15 protein-coding genes and 1 pseudogene are annotated in these 20,039 nt (G+C 49.7%); 14 read left to right on the forward strand and 2 right to left on the reverse strand.

The window, feature by feature from the left end:
• Window positions 1-50 precede the first annotated feature (50 nt).
• Entirely contained in the window at window positions 51-371 is a 321-nt protein-coding gene (locus tag L692_RS0127200) for a hypothetical protein (protein WP_025703144.1), read from the forward strand.
• Between the two features lie 131 nt (window positions 372-502).
• Window positions 503-820, forward strand: a complete 318-nt coding sequence (locus L692_RS0127205; RefSeq protein ID WP_025703145.1) for a winged helix-turn-helix transcriptional regulator — start codon at window positions 503-505, stop codon at window positions 818-820.
• Window positions 821-873: 53 nt separating this feature from the next.
• Here L692_RS0127205 and L692_RS0127210 read toward each other — a convergent pair whose 3' ends face one another.
• Entirely contained in the window at window positions 874-2,094 is a 1,221-nt protein-coding gene (locus L692_RS0127210) for a macrolide family glycosyltransferase (protein WP_025703147.1), read from the reverse strand.
• Between the two features lie 125 nt (window positions 2,095-2,219).
• On the opposite strand from L692_RS0127210, the gene L692_RS0127215 reads away from it, so the two are divergent.
• The 6 genes and pseudogenes from L692_RS0127215 to L692_RS0127240 all read left to right on the forward strand — a co-directional run bounded on the left by L692_RS0127215 (window position 2,220) and on the right by L692_RS0127240 (window position 8,403).
• Window positions 2,220-2,813: a TetR/AcrR family transcriptional regulator gene (locus L692_RS0127215; RefSeq protein WP_025703149.1), complete on the forward strand. Its 594-nt coding sequence runs from the start codon at window positions 2,220-2,222 to the stop codon at window positions 2,811-2,813.
• A 208-nt stretch (window positions 2,814-3,021) separates the two neighbouring features.
• Entirely contained in the window at window positions 3,022-3,750 is a 729-nt protein-coding gene (locus tag L692_RS0127220) for a hypothetical protein (RefSeq protein WP_025703151.1), read from the forward strand.
• Between the two features lie 111 nt (window positions 3,751-3,861).
• Complete coding sequence (ric, locus tag L692_RS0127225; protein WP_036725958.1) at window positions 3,862-4,566, forward strand: iron-sulfur cluster repair di-iron protein; 705 nt, start codon at window positions 3,862-3,864, stop codon at window positions 4,564-4,566.
• A gap of 236 nt (window positions 4,567-4,802) precedes the next feature.
• A pseudogene (nirB, locus tag L692_RS30430) lies at window positions 4,803-7,231 on the forward strand (nitrite reductase large subunit NirB).
• A 26-nt stretch (window positions 7,232-7,257) separates the two neighbouring features.
• A complete protein-coding gene (gene nirD, locus L692_RS0127235) occupies window positions 7,258-7,578 on the forward strand; it encodes a nitrite reductase small subunit NirD (RefSeq protein WP_025703155.1) in 321 nt (106 codons plus the stop codon).
• Between the two features lie 36 nt (window positions 7,579-7,614).
• Complete coding sequence (locus L692_RS0127240) at window positions 7,615-8,403, forward strand: formate/nitrite transporter family protein (RefSeq protein ID WP_025703157.1); 789 nt, start codon at window positions 7,615-7,617, stop codon at window positions 8,401-8,403.
• Window positions 8,404-8,584: 181 nt separating this feature from the next.
• On the opposite strand, the gene L692_RS0127245 is transcribed toward L692_RS0127240, so the two are convergent.
• Window positions 8,585-9,301, reverse strand: coding sequence for a Crp/Fnr family transcriptional regulator (locus L692_RS0127245; RefSeq protein WP_025703158.1), 717 nt, complete (start codon window positions 9,299-9,301; stop codon window positions 8,585-8,587).
• 1,021 nt (window positions 9,302-10,322) lie between these two features.
• Between L692_RS0127245 and adhE the strand changes: the two genes are divergently transcribed.
• From adhE to yidD, 6 genes are all read left to right on the forward strand, one after another.
• The gene (adhE, locus tag L692_RS0127250) at window positions 10,323-12,944 is read left to right on the forward strand and encodes a bifunctional acetaldehyde-CoA/alcohol dehydrogenase (protein WP_025703159.1); all 2,622 of its coding nucleotides are present in this window, start codon (window positions 10,323-10,325) and stop codon (window positions 12,942-12,944) included.
• A gap of 283 nt (window positions 12,945-13,227) precedes the next feature.
• The gene (gene pflB, locus L692_RS0127255) at window positions 13,228-15,489 is read left to right on the forward strand and encodes a formate C-acetyltransferase (RefSeq protein ID WP_025703161.1); all 2,262 of its coding nucleotides are present in this window, start codon (window positions 13,228-13,230) and stop codon (window positions 15,487-15,489) included.
• Window positions 15,490-15,640: 151 nt separating this feature from the next.
• Entirely contained in the window at window positions 15,641-16,378 is a 738-nt protein-coding gene (gene pflA, locus L692_RS0127260; protein WP_025703163.1) for a pyruvate formate-lyase-activating protein, read from the forward strand.
• 360 nt (window positions 16,379-16,738) lie between these two features.
• Entirely contained in the window at window positions 16,739-18,985 is a 2,247-nt protein-coding gene (locus tag L692_RS0127265) for a copper amine oxidase N-terminal domain-containing protein (protein WP_025703165.1), read from the forward strand.
• A gap of 187 nt (window positions 18,986-19,172) precedes the next feature.
• Entirely contained in the window at window positions 19,173-19,628 is a 456-nt protein-coding gene (locus L692_RS0127270) for a Fur family transcriptional regulator (protein ID WP_025703167.1), read from the forward strand.
• A 2-nt stretch (window positions 19,629-19,630) separates the two neighbouring features.
• A complete protein-coding gene (gene yidD, locus L692_RS0127275) occupies window positions 19,631-19,894 on the forward strand; it encodes a membrane protein insertion efficiency factor YidD (RefSeq protein ID WP_025703169.1) in 264 nt (87 codons plus the stop codon).
• Window positions 19,895-20,039 lie beyond the last annotated feature (145 nt).

Here is a 20,039-nt window from a genome sequence, read left to right on the forward strand (position 1 = left end):
AATACAGTCCGGCGTCGCAGCTTAAGACTAACTGGAGAGGGGGAAAGAGAATGGATGACTATCGCAAATCGGTGGAAGACCGGATTGTGGAAAGCTATAGACGCGATGAAGAAATGATGATCCTTGTATTCGCCCAATGGTGCGTGAATAACGGTCTTGATCCGGAAGCCCTCTATTTGCAGGCCTATCCGCAGCAGCAGGGCAATGAGCAGCTTGCCAGGGCGCTCTCGCTGACCGTGCCCGTCGACGAGTCCGGCTTTATTTCGGACGACACGGTGCTCGGCGTGCTTTCATTATATGGAAATGACGACCTTGCGTTTGTTATCACCGAGGCGATAGCGGCAAGAGCACAGGAGGAAGGTGGCCGGTAGCGTCGGTTCCAGTTTGGAGCTTGGCACGGGAGTAAACTTTTTTTGGAAAGCGATGTTCAGCAGAAGCATAATGTGGTAAAATTATATATACTAACTAAATGTAAGTTTTTTTAGAGTGAGAGGTGAGAACAATGGAAGAGCATCAATTAGCGTTGTGTCCACGCTTCGAAACGGCTTTCTCTTTTTTGGGTAAACGGTGGAACGGCCTCATTATCAAGACACTGATGAGCGGACCCAAGCGTTTTAAGGATATCTCCGGCCTTATTCCCCTGATGAGCGATAAAATGCTGTCGGAACGGATGAAGGATCTGGAAAGCGAAGGCATTCTGGAGCGTCATGTCTATCCGGAGACGCCGGTTCGTATTGAGTACGAGCTTACAGAAAAGGGCCGCGCGCTGGAGCCGGTCATGGAGCAGATTCAGAAATGGGCGGAGCAGTGGGTCAAGTAAAGGCGAAATGAGTATAAAACTGACGTCGAATCGGTCGGCGCCAGTTTTTTTGTTTAGCGGGCAACCTGTGTATTTTTCAGGCTGGATTGATTTATTAACTGTTCAATGGCTTCAGCGGCTCTTGCGGCTCCGCCAGCTTCTTGAATGCTCTTCTGCATGTCCAACACACGCTTCTTCAACTGCCCGTCCCCGGAAACCTCTTGAACAGCTTGCCGCAGCACTTGAACCGTTACCTCATCCGGCAGAAAATGCTGTCCAAGTCCCAGTTCCGATACGCGGCGGGCGGTGATTTCCTGCTCAAACATCTGAGGGATGACCACCAGAGGCACGCCGAAGCTCATTGCTTCCATCGTGCTGTTCATGCCGCCGTGAGAGATAAACAACTTGGTGTGCGGGAGAATTTCAAGCTGAGGGACCTGCTGGCGGACAATAAAATTATCCGGGATGTCGCCCAGGCTTTCCGGGCTGATCTTGGAACCTGTGGACATGACGACTTGCCAACCGGAATCCCGAAAGGCTTCGATGCACATTTGATAAAATTCCGGCCACGGGTTGAAAATTGTGCCTAGCGAGATCAGCAGGACAGGGCGGTCACGATTCTCATGGATTGGCAGACTTTCATTATAGCTGCGCTTGCCAATAGATGGACCAACAAACAGAAAGTGTTCGTCAAACAGATCACCCTGAAGCTGAAAAGCCCGGGGCATAAAGGCAATATTCAATTTCTCCGGAGCAAATAATTCCATAAAGTGTTTAACCGGAATTCCTTCCTTCTCCGTAAATTCTTTAAGCTTCGCCGCCAATTGATCCTTGATCTCGTCCGAAATGACAGGTAACGCCGATACATGCTCATTCTCCGCATAGGAAGAGAACAGCCGTACCGCACTGATCCCATGCTTCGCGGCAAACAGGTTTCCGGAGAGCGCTATAAAATCAAACAGAATTAAATCCGGAAGATCATCTGCATATATCTGCTCTAATTGATAGTAAGTGGAAATCGCTTCTTCAAGAAATTTCATGGGGAGATTTTCCGAGTTGGAACTTATGATTTCGTTGATTTGTTTTACATGATTTAGTTGATCTAATACGTCTAATGTAGCCGAATGATAGGGAAGAACCGAAGCCCCCGTTTGCTTAACAACCGGTATAAACTGATCTACTGCCGGATAAGTCACTTTGTAGCCCTTGTTTACAAGCTCGGATACAACGGCGAGTGTTGGATTAATATGTCCGTAAGCAGGAATATTAATCATCGCAATATGAGCCTTCTTCATTCAAATCAACCTCCATCTGTATTAGGGTTGTGCTAAAGGATGGAATAAATTATAGTATATGTAAAAATAGAGTTCAATTCGAACAAAGAGTTGACCCGCGAAAATAGACAAAAGAGGTGAAAGTGTTGCAGCAAACAAGAGAATGGATTTTGGAGGCCTTGCTTGCATTGTTGGAGACAACACCTTACGATCAGATTAAAATTACCCATATCACCAAGAAAGCTGGAGTTGCCAGGCAGACTTACTACAGGAATTACAAAAGTAAAGATGATATTATTGTCAACTATTTGAATGATATTTTTAACGAGCGGCTGCTCATCGTAAAAAAATGCCAGGGCATGGATCAAAGCGAGCTTTTTAATGAACTCCTCTTCAAGCACTTGCAGAAGCATCGTAAGCCTTTACTGAAAATTATCAAAGCGGGGCCGTATGATTTAATACTTCAGCATTTTGAGAAGTTCATAAAATATTTGGTGCTGCTATATAAAAAGGAGCATACCGAAATAGATCAATTAAATGAATTGCATTATAAATACTCCATAAAGTATCAAATGGCGGGAATTTACACAATTATTGTTGACTGGCTCAAGAACGATATGCCGTTGTCTTTTGAAGAGCTGATAACCATCCTGAGTGAGTTTGGCAAGTCATTTATTGAACAAGGAAATTATGTGCCTGATATTTTATTCAACTGTGCCGATCAATTTGAGAAATTGTAGTGGGCGCTTTAGCGGGAGCAGACTCCCGCCATTCCATGGAACGACAGGGATGCTGCTCTATGCCGTGACTTCCCTGAGAAAAGACTTGCACAACGGCTATAAAGAAGTAATATAATAGAAAAAAGAGATGTTCCCTGCTTATTGGAAGCGCTTACTAATTTCGGGCAAACTCCCCGTCTGGCGGGGCAAATTAAGGGAGGCGACCAAGATGAAGACCACCCTGCTCTCGCGGGAAGTAGGTTATGGAAAGAAGGATGTAGCCGAGCTGGAAACGGCATCCGTCAAAGTGCAGCTGATTTATGACAAAACGCTGTTTATGCTGCACAGCCATATTCCTGCCTCGTTATGGAACGCTATGATTGGAGTGCCTTACAGCGTGATCTCCTCCCTGTACAAGGGCAACGGCGAGGACGGCACGGTATTTCAGAAATGGATTCAAGGGCCTGCGGGCTGGAAATGCATCGGGTGTGAGCGGCACTGTCTGGAACAAGGGGATTCGGAAGCCGAGGCGGGAACCTCATCGGATCAGCGGCGCACCTATACGTTCCATAACGGCAGAAGACAAAGCCTGATTCTTCAGGCGGTGATTTGGTCCCTATATGAAAAAACGCTGCTGCTTCATCCTTTTCTGGGCACGGAGGCGTTTCTGGACGGTGAGGATCTGGAGACGATTTCGGCCTATTTTGTCCCCACTTATGTCAATGACGTCCGGTTTCGGGAGCTCAACAAGCCCTGCAAAGCATACACGGATACCAATATACGTGTCTTTCAGGAATGGATCGCCGCTCCGGATCTTGTGCTTCAATGGGATGGCGGCATGACGGAAGGAAGGTGGATGACCGGGGTCTTTACCAATCAGGCCAAATTCGCGGGACTCGGCCCTTACCTGAAGGACTCCGCAGGCAAGCGTACGTATATGGAAGCCTATGTGCAGTAAAATCTGTTCAATATGTTGACGGATTTGCCGTGATTCCAATCACATAGAAGCTCTCCTTCCGGGGTTAAGGTGAAGTAGTAGATGAACCAGCACCCCTAAGGAGGAGACATTATGAGTATTAAACAACCTTTATTTAATAGCGAAACGTTGGTAAGAGATATTGTGCTGCAATTTCCCAAAGCGGCGGACTACTTCAAGGCGAACAAAATCGATTTCTGCTGCGGCGGCACCAAGCCGCTTCGAGACGCTGCGGACGAGCTCGGTCTTGACGCAGGCGCTGTCACCACGGATTTGTACAAGCTGGTGGAGCAGTATCCGGTGCTTGAGGAAGATACCGCGTGGATCGGAGCGTCGTCCGAAGCGCTGATCGGCCATATTGTGAGCAAGCATCACCGTTATCTCCGCGAAGAGCTGCCGCTGATCGGTCAGAACGTGGCCAAAGTATTTCATGCGCACGGCGGAGATTCTCCGCATCTGGCGGAGTTGTACCGTCTGTTCAATGAGCTGAAGGACGAGTTGCTGGAGCACACGGCAAAAGAAGAAGCCCAGGATTTCCCGGGCATTCTTGCCTATGAGCAACAAGGAGACAATGAGTCTTTAGCCGCTCTGCGCAAGGCTATTAGCGATTTGGAAGAGGAGCATGACGCCGCAGGGAACCTGCTGAGACAACTCCGCGCCGTTACCGCCGACTTCACTCCCCCCGAGCACGCCTGCACAACCTACCGCCTGACCTATGCGCGGCTGGAGGAGCTGGAAGGCATGACCTTTGAGCATGTACATCTGGAGAACAACATTTTGTTCCCGCGGTATCAATAAAATTTCCATTTGGCACACCAGCCGGTTTTCCTCAATGATTTCGGGGAGAATCGGCTGTTTGTTCTGCCCTAATTAAAGATTTGTCAAGAGGGTAGGGATTAAAAAATGTTACAGGTTGGCGTGAAATCTTTCACTATTGCTGTGACTGCAGTCACGCGGCGGAAAAATGTAAAATGTATAATTCCGGTATAAAGCTACAAGAGAAGACAATCCAAGCTTTAAAGGAGGGCCTGACAATGACAACGAATCGGGAAAAATTAGTGCTGATCGGCAACGGTATGGCGGGCGTCGGCGCGATTGAGCAGATTTTGAAGCTGGGCGGAGCATACGATATCACGGTCTTCGGCAGCGAGCCTTATCCGAACTATAACCGCATTATGCTGTCTTACGTCCTTGAAGGAAGCAAAACGGTGGACGATATTATTCTGAATGACCGGGACTGGTACAAGAATAACGGCATTATGCTGCACACAGGAACGACGGTTACCCGCATTGACAGAGAACAGAGGAAGGTTATCGCGGAGAACGGATTGGCGGCCCCATACGATAAAGTCATTATCGCCACCGGTTCCCAATCGTTCATTTTGCCCATCCCGGGCAGCGGCAAGGAAGGCGTCGTCGGCTTCCGCGACATTGCCGACTGTGAAGCGATGCTGGAAGCCGCCAAGCAGTACACGAAAGCGGCTGTCATCGGCGGCGGATTGCTTGGCCTTGAAGCGGCGAAGGGACTTGTGAACCTTGGTATGGACGTAACGGTCGTCCATCTGATGGAAGACCTGATGGAGCGCCAGCTCGATCATACCGCCGCTTCGATGCTGAAAGCGGAGCTGGAGCGGCAGGGCGTCAAGTTCGCCATGGGCAAGCAGACGGTGGAGCTGACCGGCGAGGAGCGGGTAAGCGGCCTGCGCTTCAGCGACGGTACGGAACTGGAAGCGCAGTTCGTGGTCATGGCCGTCGGCATCAAGCCGAATGCAGCCTTGGCAAAGGAAAGCGGCATTGAGGCGAACCGTGGCATTGTGGTGAACGACTACCTGGAAACATCGCTTCCGGGTGTGTATTCCGTCGGCGAATGCGCCGAGCACCGTGGCGTCTGCTATGGCCTGGTCGCCCCGCTGTTTGAACAGGGAACCGTGCTTGCGAAGCACTTATGCGGCGTGGAGACGAGGCCCTATGAAGGTTCGGTCGTCTCAACCAAGCTGAAGATTTCAGGGGTGGATGTCTTCTCGGCCGGGGAATTCATCGATACGCCGGAGCACACGGTCATTTCCGCCAAGGATGACTGGAAGAGAACCTACAAAAAAGTCCTGCTGAGGGATAACCGTATAGTCGGCGCCGTTCTGTTCGGCGATGTGACGGAAGCGTCCAGCCTGCAGAAGCTGGTGAAGCAGGGCGCGGAGATGACGGACGACATTTATGCGGAAGTTATGGGCACCGGCTGCTGCGGCGGAGGCGGGACCAAGAAGCCGGCGTCCGTTGAAAGCATGGCCGACGAAGAAATCGTCTGCGGCTGCAACGGCGTGACCAAGAAGACGATCGTTGACGCCATTCAGGGTAACGGCTTTACCACCGTGATGAGATCAAGGCCTGCACCGGAGCAACACGATCCTGCGGCGGCTGTAAGCCGGTCGTAGAACAGATTCTGCACTACGTGCTTGGCGATGGCTTCAAGCAGAGCGCAAAGACGGGGATCTGCGGCTGCACAACGCTCAGCCGGGATGAAATCGTGGCCGAAATCCGGGCTAAGGGACTGACGACGACGAAAGAAGTCATGAACGTTCTTGGCTGGAAGCAGGAGGAGGGCTGTTCGAAATGCCGTCCGGCGATCAACTATTATCTGGGCATGATCTATCCGGATACGCATAAAGACGAGAAGGAGTCGCGCTTTGTCAACGAACGGATGAGCGCCAATATTCAGAAGGACGGCACTTTTACGGTCGTTCCGCGGATGTACGGCGGGGTGACAACCCCGGAAGATCTGAAGAAAATCGCCGATGTCTCCATCAAGTACGACGTCAAGGTCGTCAAAGTGACCGGCGGGCAGCGTCTCGATCTGATCGGTATCAAGAAAGAGGATGTGCCCAAAGTTTGGGAGGAGCTGGACATGCCGTCCGGCTACGCTTACGCCAAGTCGCTGCGGACGGTCAAGACCTGTGTCGGATCGCAGTTCTGCCGGTTCGGCACTCAGGATTCGATGGGCATGGGCGCGCTGCTGGAACGCAAATACGAGCGGCTGGACTTCCCTGCAAAATTCAAGATGGCTGTCAACGGCTGCCCCCGGAACTGCGCGGAATCATGTACGAAGGACATCGGCATCGTCGGCAACGACGGAGGCTGGGAGGTGTTCATCGGCGGCAACGGCGGCATCAAGCCGCGGATCGCGGACTCCTTCTGCAAAGTGAAGACGGATGAAGAGCTGGTGGAAATCTGCTCCGCCGTTATGCAGTATTACCGCGAAACCGGCAACTACCTGGAAAGAACGTCCGATTGGGTGGAGCGCATGGGGCTGGACAGCATCAAGGCTGTCATTCTGGACAACGAAGAGGAGCGCAAGGCGCTAGCGCAGCGGATCGATTTTGCTTTGACCCAGGTTACAGATCCATGGAAAAAAATGCTAAGCGACGGCCGGGCGCGCACTGCGCTGTTTGACGCGGCGGAAATCCGTTAATCAACCCGTGAAAAGGAGTGACAGTGATGGGAGTAGCAAGACAAACCTATCCCGCTGGCAAGGTGGAGGAATATCTGAAGCAAATCGGCCGCGTAGTTATCATCAAGGGGATAGAACTGGCCGTGTTCCGTACTTCGGGGGACGAGTTCTATGCTCTGGAGAACCGCAACCCCCATCCCAAGGGCGGCCCGCTGGCCGAAGGGATCGTCTCCGGGCATTATCTGTACGATCCGCTGTATGACTGGAAAATCGATCTTCGCACCGGCGAGGTTCAGGCCCCCGACAAGGGGCAGGCGGCGGCTTATCCGGTCCATGTTGACGGGGATAGCGTTGTTATTGAAATTTAAGAATACCGCAGAGAAAAATTAGTGGGGTGCCAGGACATGTATACGCAAAGTGTGGAAAATATTATTGAAGCGGCGGTTGCCAAACGCGACAAAATGAATGAAAGCCTGCCGCGTTATGCTTTGGCGGCGCTGCTGGCCGGCGCTTATGTCGGTATCGGCATCATCCTGATCTTAACTTTGGGAGCGCCTCTGGCAGCGGCCAAATCGCCCTTTCAGCCGCTTGTCATGGGAGCAACGTTCGGCATCGCGCTGACGCTCGTCATTTTCGCCGGTTCGGAGCTTTTTACAGGGAACAATATGTTCTTTACCGCCAGCACACTCGCAGGCAGAACGAGCTTATGGGATACGATCAAGAACTGGATTATTGTCTTTCTCGGGAACCTTGCCGGGGCGCTGCTGCTCGCCTGGCTGGTCCAGGGGACGGGACTGTTTAAGACCGCCGCGCCGGAGCATCTGATCTTCGCCGCAGCCGCTAAGAAGATGAGCCTGCCTTTTTCCGAATTGTTCTTCCGAGGCATTCTGTGCAACTGGCTGGTCTGTCTGGCGATCTGGATGTCGTCCCGGGCGAAGAGCGAAGGCGCCAAGCTGGTGCTGATCTGGTGGTGTCTGCTCGCCTTCATCGCGAGCGGCTATGAGCACAGTGTGGCGAACATGACCCTGATGAGCGTCGCGCTGCTGCTGCCGAAGCATCCGGAGACCATCAGCTTGGCCGGTTGGCTTCACAATATGATTCCAGTCACCCTGGGCAATATGTTCGGGGGCGGCATATTTGTCGGCATGGCTTACTGGGTCATTTCGCCCGTCCGTTCCGTCCGCAGCAAATGACGGTTGAAGAGTGTAACAAAGAACGGCAAGTTTCCGGATGGCCCGGGACTTGCCGTTTTATAGTTTCATAAAAAGAGAAAAAGCGCCCAAGCAGGGCGCCTCGACCACAAAAATAAAAGGTCAATATACACGAACAATTTATGTTTCACTGAGGAAGGAATAGGGTAAAATAGTTGGGATGTTAGATTCGGCAAATCTCGGTAGGACATAGCTCGCAATGGCAAATGTCCTGAAGCATCTCAATATTCTTAATAACAATCATACCGTTCTCGTACTCCACGGCGTCTTTCTTGCGCAGATCGCTAAGCATGCGGTTAACGCTCTCGCGCGTAGCGCCGATCATGTTGGACAAGTCGGTGTGCGTAATCTTTTTATTGATCAGAATGGCTTCGCCGTTCTTCTCGCCGTAAGTGTTGCTCAGGCGGATCAGCGTCGAGCAGAGCGCGCCCGGTTTCCCGTACATCATCAGATCGCGGAACTTGGTCTGCGTCAGGCGGTGATGAATGCCCATCCATTTCATAAAGTCGATGGCAAAATCACAATGCTGGCAGATCAGAATTTCAAGGTCCTTGTGTTCGATCACACCGACCTCGCTTTCCTCAATCACTTCGGCGGTGAAGCTGTGCTTCGTGCTGAAGAAAGGATCGGCCTGACCGACCATGTCGCCGGCTTGATACATATACAGTATGAGTTCCTTGCCCTCATCCGTGGATTTGGTCAGCTTGACCCGTCCGCGCTTGAGATAAAACAGTTTATCCGAGTAGTCTCCTTCCCAAAATAAATGAGAGCCTTCCGGAACTAACCGTTCTTTCATCGTTACTAGCAGTCTGTTAAAGTTTTGTTCGGAGAAACAGTTAGTATTTCCGTGGGCTTCGATAACATTAGTATGATCTTTCATAATCGACATCCCCTTTATTCCCTCAGTTTTTCAATAAATTTTAAATTAATTATACAATGAAATTCCTCATTGTGGGTGGAAAAATCACGGAAAAAGTGTCTAATTTTCAACATTGTGATTATTTTCACTTCAAAAGCATGATTTCTAGTGTGATTTCTAATAGGTTTTTCTAATGAACGCTGTTGTCGTTATCTCAGGATGCGGGAAACGGCTTTTTTTAATATAAAACATGGTTAAGTCTTAGGCAAGTAGAATGTGATTTATGACACAAGTTTTTAAGACCTGACATTGCCCGGTAAGATCAATGTACACTACTGCTCATCCCGAACATGAACACGCTGTTTAGTTGAACTGCGAGCGAACGGCAAGTCGTGCCTCTCTATCTTGCTTTTTTTGGCAGCAGTGGCCTTTCAGGAATTTGGCCGGCGAGTGGAGTATAACGGTCCCGGAATTTTATGCGTAGCAGATGTCAATATTGATCGGGCAGCTTAACTGGACAGGGTTGTCCCGATTGGCGGCAGAAAGCTTTATCCCTAATCTCCTTTACGGGAATCAGCGGATGTTAAATCTTTCGCCCGCGCTTTCTTCCAGGAAAGACGGTTTTGTTCCCTACTATATGAAGAAGTTTTTTGGCCGGAGCATATCGAGGCGGGTAAAGCGCTGGCGATCGAAGATGCGGCAGAGTCTGGAAGCTTTTTTGTCGGAATATATCCCAAGTTTTAATTAAAATCAGGAATAATAGCATAGATAATTCGACTAACAAGCGACAACGTATGCAAATTCGGAATCAAACGCATTGATTTGTTCTATCCAAATAACTGTAGCATCAAGGATATGAACATGGAAAGAAAGCTATATAGGAAGGGAGACCCTGAAAGAATCTCCATTGTAAGCGTTTTAAAAAGTGAACAAAAAAATTTTTTGTACTTTGTGAAAGATTTCACTATACAAGTCGCACATGATGTGATATTATCAATTTCGTAGAGAGGAACAAACACAAATTGACAGGAGGACGAGGGAAATGGCAGTGAAGAATGAAGTGGCCGCCCAAGTGAAACAACCTACCGCTGAAGAGTATATTCAGACATTGGTAGATAAAGCGAAGAAAGCTCAAGAAGCTTTCATGGCTCTGGACCAGGAGCAAGTCGACAAAATCGTTCATGCTATGGCGCTGGCCGGACTTGACAAGCATATGTACCTGGCAAAGCTGGCGGTTGAAGAAACCGGCCGCGGCGTTTACGAAGACAAGATCACAAAGAATATCTTTGCTACAGAATATATTTACCACGGCATCAAATATGACAAAACAGTAGGTGTTATCGAAGACAACCCTTACGACAGCTTCCAAAAAATTGCCGAGCCGGTCGGAATCGTTATGGGCATCACACCGGTAACCAACCCAACATCCACCACGATGTTTAAAGCATTGATCGCCGCCAAGACGCGCAATCCTATTATATTCGGTTTCCACCCGTCTGCGCAAGAGTGTAGTGCTGCAGCCGCAAAAATTTTGCATGATGCCGCTGTCAAAGCGGGCGCACCTGAGAACTGCATCCAATGGATCGAACAGCCGACAATGGATAAAACCAACGCGCTGATGAATAATGATGGTGTGGCTCTGATCCTGGCTACAGGCGGGTCTGCAATGGTTAAAGCGGCATACAGCTGCGGCAAACCGGCTCTTGGCGTAGGCCCTGGTAACGTTCCGGCCTTCATTGAAAAGAGCGCCGACATCGACCAAGCGGTTAATGATATTATTCTTTCGAAAACATTCGACAACGGCATGATCTGCGCATCCGAGCAGGCCATCATCATTGAAGAGCCGATCTTCGACCAAGTGAAGAAGAAACTGATCGCCAACGGCTGCTACTTTGTTAACAAGGAAGAAGCCGCCAAGCTGACCAACGGCGCGATGAACGTGGAGAAATGCGCGGTTAACCCGGTAATCGTCGGTCAATCCGCTGTGAAAATTGCTGAAATGTGCGGAATCCAAGTGCCTGCAGGCACCAAAATCCTGATCGCCGAACTCGAAGGCGTGGGCACGAAATACCCGCTGTCGGCCGAGAAGCTGAGCCCGGTTCTGGCTTGCTACAAAGTTAAGAATGCGGACCAAGGCATCGAGCGCGCGGCTCAAGTGGTTGAATTCGGAGGCATGGGCCACAGCTCCGCTATCCACTCGAACAACGAAGAAGTAATCATGAAGTTCTCCAACCGTCTGCAAACCGGACGTATTCTTGTAAATTCGCCTTCCACTCATGGTGCGATCGGCGACATCTACAACACGAACATCCCTTCGCTGACTCTGGGCTGCGGATCTTATGGCCGCAACTCGGTATCGCAAAACGTTACTGCTATTAACTTGATCAACGTGAAAAGGGTGAATCGTCGTATCGTGAATATGCAATGGTTTAAGCTGCCGGAGAAGATCTACTTTGAAAAAGGCGCAACCCAATACCTGGCCAAAATGCCTGACATCACTCGTGTAGCAATTATCACCGACCCGATGATGGTTAAACTGGGCTATGTGGAAAGAGTTGAGCACTACCTGCGTCAACGCCAAACTCCTGTAGCAATCGAAGTGTTCTCGGAAGTTGAACCGGACCCATCGACAACTACGGTTGAAAAAGGTACTGCCATGATGAACAGATTCCAGCCGGACTGCATCATCGCACTTGGCGGCGGTTCCTCTATGGATGCTGCCAAAGGAATGTGGCTGTTCTACGAACATCCGGATGCTGACTTTGATGGTCTGAAGCAAAAATTCATGGATATCCGTAAACGGGTCTATAAATTCCCGAAACTGGGCATTAAAGCGAAATTTGTTGCAATCCCGACAACTTCGGGTACGGGTTCGGAAGTAACCTCCTTCGCGGTTATTACCGACAAAACAACTACTCCGAATACGAAGTATCCGCTTGCCGATTATGAGCTTACTCCTGACATAGCTATCATTGATCCGGAATTCGTATACAGCCTGCCGAGAACAGCTGTTGCCGATACAGGTATGGACGTGCTGACACATGCGATTGAAGCCTATGTATCCATTCTGGCAAGCGACTATTCCGATGGTCTGGCTATCAAAGCTATCCAACTGGTATTCCAATATCTGGAGAAGTCTGCACTGGAAGCCGACAAGCTTGCCCGCGAGAAAATGCACAATGCATCGACGCTGGCCGGTATGGCCTTTGCCAACGCGTTCCTGGGAATCAACCACAGCTTGGCGCACAAATGGGGCGGTCAATATCACACTCCTCATGGACGCACCAACGCTATTCTGCTGCCGCACGTTATCCGCTACAATGCGAAGAAACCTTCGAAGTTCGCTTCGTTCCCGAAATATTCGCACTTTGTGGCTGACGAGCGCTACGCTGAAATCGCCCGTATTCTGGGACTGCCGGCTCGTACTACCGAAGAAGGTATCAACAGCCTGATCAACGCCATTCGTGAGTTGAACAAAAAACTGGGTATCGAAGATTCCTTCCAGCAACTGGGCATCGATCCGAAGGATTTCGAAGCCAACGTAGATTACCTGGCTGATAAGGCCTTCGAAGACCAGTGCACAACTGCCAATCCGAAGCTGCCGCTGGTAAGCGAACTTGCCGACGTATATCGCAATGCTTTCTATGGCAAATTTGACAACTAATTATTAAGCCTGAATTCAGGTTAATCTATATATAGAAACAAGCTCACTGACTGTTCAAGCTGGGATTGATGTTAAAGTGACAAATATCACCGAAAAGATGGTAAATGGTGATATTTGTCACAGTTTTATTCGGGAAAGTAAACTAAGATGTTTATATAAGATCCCGGTTATTGAACATCGAATGTGAATTTTGTTACAAATGACAGCATGGGATCACGAGACACGGGATTAACCTTCAAGCCCGCGATCTCTACAAATCATATAAATATATGGAGGGATTAGCATGTCGGTGATTGAAAGAGAAGTACAAGAAGTTAAGTCGGGATGGCGTGGATTTGTAAGCGGCAAGTGGACTAAGCATGTCAATGTCAATGATTTCATCGAGAAGAACATCAAGCCTTATGAAGGAAGTGAAGATTTCCTCGTAGGTCCTACTAGCAACACTAACGAATTGTGGAAAATCATTTCCCAATTGAGCAAAGAAGAAAGAGAAAAGGGCGGCGTATGGGATGTAGACCTTAACACGGTTTCCACAATCGTATCCCACCAACCGGGTTATATCGATAAAGAAAAGGAACAAATCGTTGGCGTTCAAACGGATGCTCCTTTCAAACGTTCCATTCAACCTTTCGGCGGCATCAAGATGATGATCGACGCTTGCAAAGCCTATGGCTTCGAGCTTCCGAGCAGCATTGTTGACATGTTTACGAATATTCGCAAAACGCATAACCAAGGCGTGTTTGATGCATATACAAGCGATATGAGAGCTGCCCGCAGAGCAGGTATCATTACTGGTCTTCCGGATGCTTACGGCCGCGGCCGTATTATCGGCGACTATCGCCGTGTGGCTCTGTATGGTATCGACTTCCTGATTAAAGCGAAGAAACAAGATCTACTTAACCTTGAAGTGGATTCCATGAGCGAAAGCGTCATTCGTCTTCGCGAAGAGCTGTCGGAGCAAATTCGCGCCCTGGGAGAATTGAAAGAAATGGCCGCAATGCACGGCTTTGATATTTCCAGACCTGCGAACACTGCTAAAGAAGCCTTCCAATGGGTATACTTCGGTTACCTGGCTGCAATCAAGGAACAAAACGGCGCTGCAATGTCCCTCGGACGTGTATCTTCCTTCCTGGATATCTACGTTCAACGTGACGTTGAAGAAGGTAATCTGACTGAAGAACAAGCACAAGAGCTTGTTGACCATTTCGTTATGAAACTGCGTATCGTTAAATTCCTTCGTACTCCTGAGTACAACGACTTGTTCTCCGGTGACCCTACTTGGGTAACAGAATCCATCGGCGGTATGGCCGTAGACGGAAGAACTCGCGTTACGAAGAACAGCTTCCGTTTCTTGCACACTCTGTACAATCTGGGACCGGCTCCGGAACCGAACCTGACTGTTCTGTGGTCTGAGAAGCTTCCTGAAGGATTTAAGAAATATTGCGCCAAAGTATCCATCGAGACCAGCTCGATCCAATATGAAAATGACGACCTGATGCGTCCGATCTATGGCGACGACTACGGTATTGCTTGCTGCGTATCTGCAATGCGCATCGGTAAACAAATGCAGTTCTTCGGCGCACGCGCCAACTTGGCTAAAGCTCTGCTGTACGCTATCAACGGTGGTGTGGATGAGAAATCCGGCGTTCAAGTTGGACCTGAATATCCGCGCATTACTTCTGAAGTGCTCGATTACAACGAAGTAATCAACCGCTTCAAACCGATGATGGAATGGCTTGCTAAGACTTACCTCAATACTCTTAACGTTATCCATTACATGCATGATAAATATTCCTACGAACGCATTGAAATGGCGCTGCATGACCGCGACATTCTGCGTACGATGGCTTGCGGTATCGCCGGTCTGTCGGTTGCTGCCGACTCTCTGAGCGCAATCAAATACGCTAAGGTTAAACCGATCCGCAACGAACAAGGCATTGCAGTGGACTTCGAAATCGAAGGGGAATTCCCTTGCTACGGCAACAATGATGATGCTGTTGACAGCATCGCAGTTGAACTGGTTGAATCCTTCATGAACATGATCCGTAAGCATCAAACTTATCGTGATTCCCTGCCAACTCAATCGATTCTGACGATTACTTCGAACGTTGTGTACGGCAAGAAGACCGGTACTACACCTGATGGACGTAAAAAAGGCGAACCGTTCGCACCTGGTGCTAACCCAATGCACGGACGCGACAAGAAGGGTGCTCTTGCTTCCCTGAGTTCCGTAGCTAAACTGCCTTATGAAGACAGCCTTGATGGTATTTCCAATACCTTCTCGATCGTTCCTAAGGCACTGGGTAAAGATGAAGAGGGACGTAAATCGAACCTTGTATCCATGATGGACGGATACTTCCACAGCAAAGGCCATCACCTGAACGTTAACGTATTTAACCGTGAACAACTGCTGGATGCCATGGAACATCCTGAGAACTATCCGCAGCTCACCATTCGCGTCTCCGGTTATGCCGTTAACTTCATCAAGCTGAGCCGTGAGCAACAACTTGATGTTATTAACCGTACTTTCCACGGTTCGATGTAAGTTATCTAACCTTTGATTTAACTTCAAAATATGCTTTAACAAGCAAGGTGATACCGCCCTTGAATCAAGGGCGGTAAAATCTTGTGCTGATATTGTTAAAATTTTAAGTTTTTTTAATTTGCAGTTTGTCGTAAAGAAAGGATGACCAACTATGATTAAAGGCCGTATCCACTCCATGGAAACCTTCGGAACCGTAGACGGGCCTGGTATCCGTTTCATCTTGTTTATGCAAGGGTGCTTAATGAAATGTCAATACTGTCATAACCCGGACACATGGGCTTTAGACGAGGGCAAAGAAGTGACAGTCGAGGAAGTTCTCAAGGAAATCGAACCTTACCTTAATTACTACCGTACCTCCGGTGGAGGCTTGACTGTATCTGGCGGAGAACCGACGCTTCAAGCCAAGTTCGTTGAACAGCTGTTCACTGAAGTCAAGAAGCGTTGGAATTTGCATACGACTCTGGATTCCAATGGTTATAACGAGGGAGATAAAATTACGGAGCTTCTCAATGTTACGGATCTTGTGCTTCTTGATCTCAAGCATATTGATGACGAGGCTCATATCAAGCTTACCGGCAAGTCGAATGAGCGCACATTGAAGCTGGCTCGCTGGCTGTCCGACCATGGACGCAAGATGTGGGTCCGTCTTGTCTATGTGCCCGGAATTCATGAGAAGGAAGAAGACCTGCTCAATTTGGGCCGTTTTATTGGAACCTTAAATGGGGTAGAGAAGTTTGAGATTTTGCCGTATCACCAAATGGGGGTCTACAAGTGGGAAGTGCTTGGCAAGCCTTACGAACTGGAGGGCGTACCTAGTCCTTCCGATGAAGAAGTGCAGCGGGCTTACCGGCTTATCGAAGAAGGACGTCAGCAGACAGCTCTTGTATAAAATCAATTCAACATTGAACATAAGTCGGGATTTCGAAGCGAGCTTCCGATTTTTCATAGCGATGAGAGATGCTCATCCGAACCTGATAAAAGCTGCTTCCATTGTCCGATATTCTTCGGAACACGAAGCGGCTTTTTCATGATTACTGCCAATTACAAGTATTTTGCATATTTTCTCCATTTTGATGAAACTTTTTCCCTGGGCCTGCGTCTAATACTATGTTTTGTTTTGGGGAAGCCATGACTAAGCGCTAGCCGCCTGTGAGCGGCTGTGTTTGTGCCGGAAATATTAGAGATAGGCGGAGCTCAAACCGTCCAGGATCTTATATTTATAAAAAAGGGAGCAGAAGGAGTCTTATCAATGAATGTTAGAAAACTGGCATTAGTAGCTCTACTTACGGTGGCGCAAGCCGCCTCGGCAATTCCCGTATTTGCCGAATCCGCAACTCAGGCCCCGGCAGGGACAGCAATCAACCCCGCAGCAGCAAATACGGTATCCTCCGCTTCTCCCGAAGCGACCGCCTCGGCTACGGCGATTACCGGGACAGTCTCGCCGACTCCAACAGCTTCACCGGCCCCGGCAACAGTTCCAAGTCCATCATCTACAGCGGAAGGATCGCCAGCGGCAGAACAGCCTGGCGCAACTCCCGATCCGTCAGCCTCCAATTCACCGTCAGCCACACCGCAGCCGAGCGCCATTCCAGCTCCGATTCCGGCTAGCGTCGCAGGTACGGGCCAGCTTGTCCTGATGATGAACAGCAACAAGATGTATTTGAATGGAGTCCAGTATTTGGCGGGCCAGCCGATGGCTGTTAAGAATGGCGTCTCTAATGTGGCTATTCGGGCTATGGTGGAACGAGTGGGCCTGAAGTTGACCTACAATGGCGCGACCAAAGAAACGATTGTTATGAAGGATGGCAATGAGCTCCGTTTCAAGCTCAACAGCAAGATTTATACGGTGAACGGCAAGGCGACGACGATGAAAGGTCCGGCTTACCAATACAAGAACACCTTTATGGTGCCGCTGACCTCAATTACGCAGGCGCTTGGCATCCCTTATACAGTGGATTACGTGCAGAAGCGTGTCATCCTGACCTTGCAGTCTAAGCCAAAAGCTTCCTTTACGGTTCAGCCAACCGAGATTTATGCGGGAGAAACGACAGTTAATTACACGACCAGCAGTACAGCTTTGAACGGTACAACGATTGTGGACGAGCACTGGGAAGGACGGCAGGACATTTTTGCGGAGCCCGGCAATTATACAGTCAGTTATTCGGTTATGGACTCGAATGGCCAGTGGAGCGATCCGTATTCGGTAACCATTAATGTCCTCAAGCCGAACCAGCCGCCGGTTGCGATGTTTACGACGAACAAAGATGAATACAAGATGGGCGAGCCGATCACCCTCACGAATACCAGTTACGATCCGGACGGTGATCCGCTGACAGAATCTTGGTCCAATCGGGCCTTGGCCTTCTTTAATCCGGGTCCCCTTGCCATTCAGCTAACGGTCACTGACAGCCATGGTCTCAGCAACACTTTCGAGAAAACGATCAATATTACCAACGAAGTGATGTACACCGAGCAGGAGTTCAACAAGCTCTTCGTGCCGCTGGGCGATATTTATCCGATCAACGGAAGCGAGATCCTGAACTGGAACAGAATTTCCTATACGGCGGTCTCCGAGCCTGTAACGTTGATCCGCAGCAACAGTCCCGAAAAGGTATTCTCGGAAGGCATCGTCTACCAGGATACGGCGATGGGCGACACCCGGCTGATGCTCCATCATAGAAATTCCACGTCGTCGAATATGAAGATATACATCATTGCAACGAACGATAATATGTATCCGGCTACCATTACGACACAAAGGTCGGGTTTTGGCGGTCCGCTCAATATCCCTACGGCAACAGGCAAAAGGTCTATCGAAACGTACTTTCAGTCGATCCTGACAGGCAGCGCTTATAGTAATGTCATCCTGCAGCCCGGAGAAAGCAAGGCGGTTCTTACTACAATAAATAATGTGACGATAAAGCCGGATCAGGTCGTATCTCTTATGTCCGATGTATTTAGCGATTATCCGGTGAAATATTCCGTCATTATGATCGACGCGGCCAAGGACCCGTTGCAGGCGCTGCCGAGTCTTGCTTACCTGGACCGCGACGGTGTGCATAACCGTGGAACTTATCCGGACGCGAACCGAATAATTACCGTAACCGATCCTGTAGGCGCCACACCTTCGAGACTGGTGCTCGGGGATAACAACAGCGACCCGAATATTCCGGGAACGGATGCGATTATGGGTACGGTTGCCTCGAACGCGGGTAATTTCGGCGTCGTCTACAAAATCACGCTGACCCGGGTCGCTCCCAATACGCTGATTACACTCAATCCGCGCGGCGGCACGTACCAGGGACCGCTGCTGGTGAACGGCAGCATCGTTCAGGCTCCGAATACGGGAACGGTTAACGCGCCGAATCAGAACAGCGTGGTGTACCGGACCGGCAATGTGGAGCAGACGGTAGAAATCATGTTCAGCCCGGCTTCCGGAAATAACCTGCCGATTAACCTGCTGTTCATGCCGCTCCCGGCTCAGAAGGCGCAATAACCGCAAACGGCATGGCATGATATAATATCTTCCCGGCAAAGCGCTTGTTCCAGCGGCTTGCCGGGAATTTTTTTGGGAAAGTCCGGGATTCCGCGAAGGGACAACCTTCATTGACGGCGCCATTTTTTTGGGGCATTATTGAATGAGGGGTTATGGCCTTGCACCTTTACTTATGGGAGATGAGCTTATGCTGTCGACAGAAGAAATACTGGAAGCCATGTCGGAGCAGGGACTGCGAATCACCGACCAGCGCAAGACGCTTGCCAAATTATTCGGCGAGAGCACAGGATATTTGTCCGCCAAGGATGTATATAAACATATGGAGCGCAAGTACAGCGGACTCAGCTTTGATACGGTCTACCGCAACCTGCGGGTGATGGAGGAAATGGGCGTGCTGGAGCAGATCGTCTTTGAGGATGGCATTAAATTCAAAGCGAACTGCAGTCAGGACCATCACCACCATCATATGATTTGTCTGCAGTGCCAGAAGACGTATCCCATTTCGTTCTGCCCGATGAATATGACGGATACGCCCGATCAATTTCGGGTTGTGAAGCATAAATTCGAAGTGTTCGGGTATTGTAGGGAATGTGAAGAAGCGGGTGTGGAGGATAAAGCGGCCCGCGGAGAAGTGGAGAAATAACTATGGGAATCGGACGGACAGCGGTACAGGGGCCAATCCGGGTGTACCGCAGATTCATCTCTCCGCTGAAGCCCGCCACCTGCCGATTTTATCCGACCTGCTCGGCGTACGCGCTCGAAGCGGTGGAAGTGCACGGTCCACTTAAGGGGTCCTGGCTTGCGGCGAAACGAATTGCCCGGTGCCATCCCTTTCATCCGGGGGGGCTGGACCCGGTGCCGCCTGCAAAGAACAAGATTACCGGGAAGAAAGCGGCAGACTCTACTTGACATGGGGGAGCTGTTTTGGTTATATTTTCAATTAGAATATGTATTTCCGACGAATGGATAAGTACATCGGGACGCCAGTACAGAGAGCCGGGGCAGGTGCAAGCCGGTCTGGAAAGTCAGATGGAAGATGGTCCGGGAGGAACCG

This window comes from Paenibacillus forsythiae T98, assembly GCF_000520735.1.
Classification (GTDB): Bacteria; Bacillota; Bacilli; order Paenibacillales; family Paenibacillaceae; genus Paenibacillus_AQ; species Paenibacillus_AQ forsythiae.